Source organism: Streptomyces tricolor (assembly GCF_002155905.1).
In the GTDB taxonomy this organism is placed as follows: domain Bacteria; phylum Actinomycetota; class Actinomycetes; order Streptomycetales; family Streptomycetaceae; genus Streptomyces; species Streptomyces tricolor.
Map to the genome: position 1 here is coordinate 1 of NZ_MUMF01001011.1, position 792 is coordinate 792.

General features: G+C 77.7%; 1 pseudogene. It reads right to left on the reverse strand.

From position 1 onward, the window contains the following. Positions 1-109: 109 nt before the first annotated feature. Positions 110-707 (reverse strand): annotated as a pseudogene (locus CCN44_RS42390) (RNA polymerase sigma factor). Positions 708-792: the final 85 nt, after the last annotated feature.

The window sequence follows — 792 nt, forward strand, 5'->3', positions numbered from 1 at the left end:
CCGTACGCCCCCGGCGTCGGAGACCCGTGACCCCCCGGTGCCGACGCGCCGCACGCCCCGGGGCGGGGGTCGTCGTACGGAGCTTCGTCCGTGCCGCGCCCGGTGTCGTTCATCTCGGCTCCCCCGGCGTCGGGGGATCGGCGTCCGTCACCCCGGCCGTGTCGGTGCCGAGCTGGCGGGCCAGGCGGCGCAGGCCCCGGTACGCGGCGGTGCGGACGGCACCGGGGCGTTTGCCGAGGACGCGGGCTGCGGCGGGGCCGTCGAGGCCGACGACCACCCGGAGCAGGACCGCCTCGGCCTGGTCCCGGGGCAGCGCGCGCACCAGTTCCAGCGCGCGTGCGGTGGACAGCGACTCCAGCGCCTGGTCGTGGGTGCTGTGCCGGCCGGGCAGTTCCAGGGCGTCCTGTTCGAGCTGTGCCGCCCGGGGCCAGCGCGCGGTGCCGGGCGATGGTCGCGGTCCAGCCGCGGAAACCGGCCCCGTCGCCCCGGAACCGGCCGAGGTCGCGGGCGATCTCCAGCCAGGCGTCGGAGGCGACGTCCTCCGCGTCCTCGCCGACCAGACCCCGCAGATAGCCCAGCAGGCCGGGCTGCACGATCCGGTACGCCACCGCGAACGCGGCCTCGTCACCGTCCTGGGCCCGCGCCACGGCCGCGCCCAGCTCCCCGTCCCGCGGTTGCGGGCGGCGGGGTACCCCTCCCTGGCCCAAGACCGTCCTCGTTCGTGCCGAGTTGCCGGCCACGGCGTGCCGCGTCCCTCACGGTGCGACCCACTGCGGCGCTTCCCTCACGGTG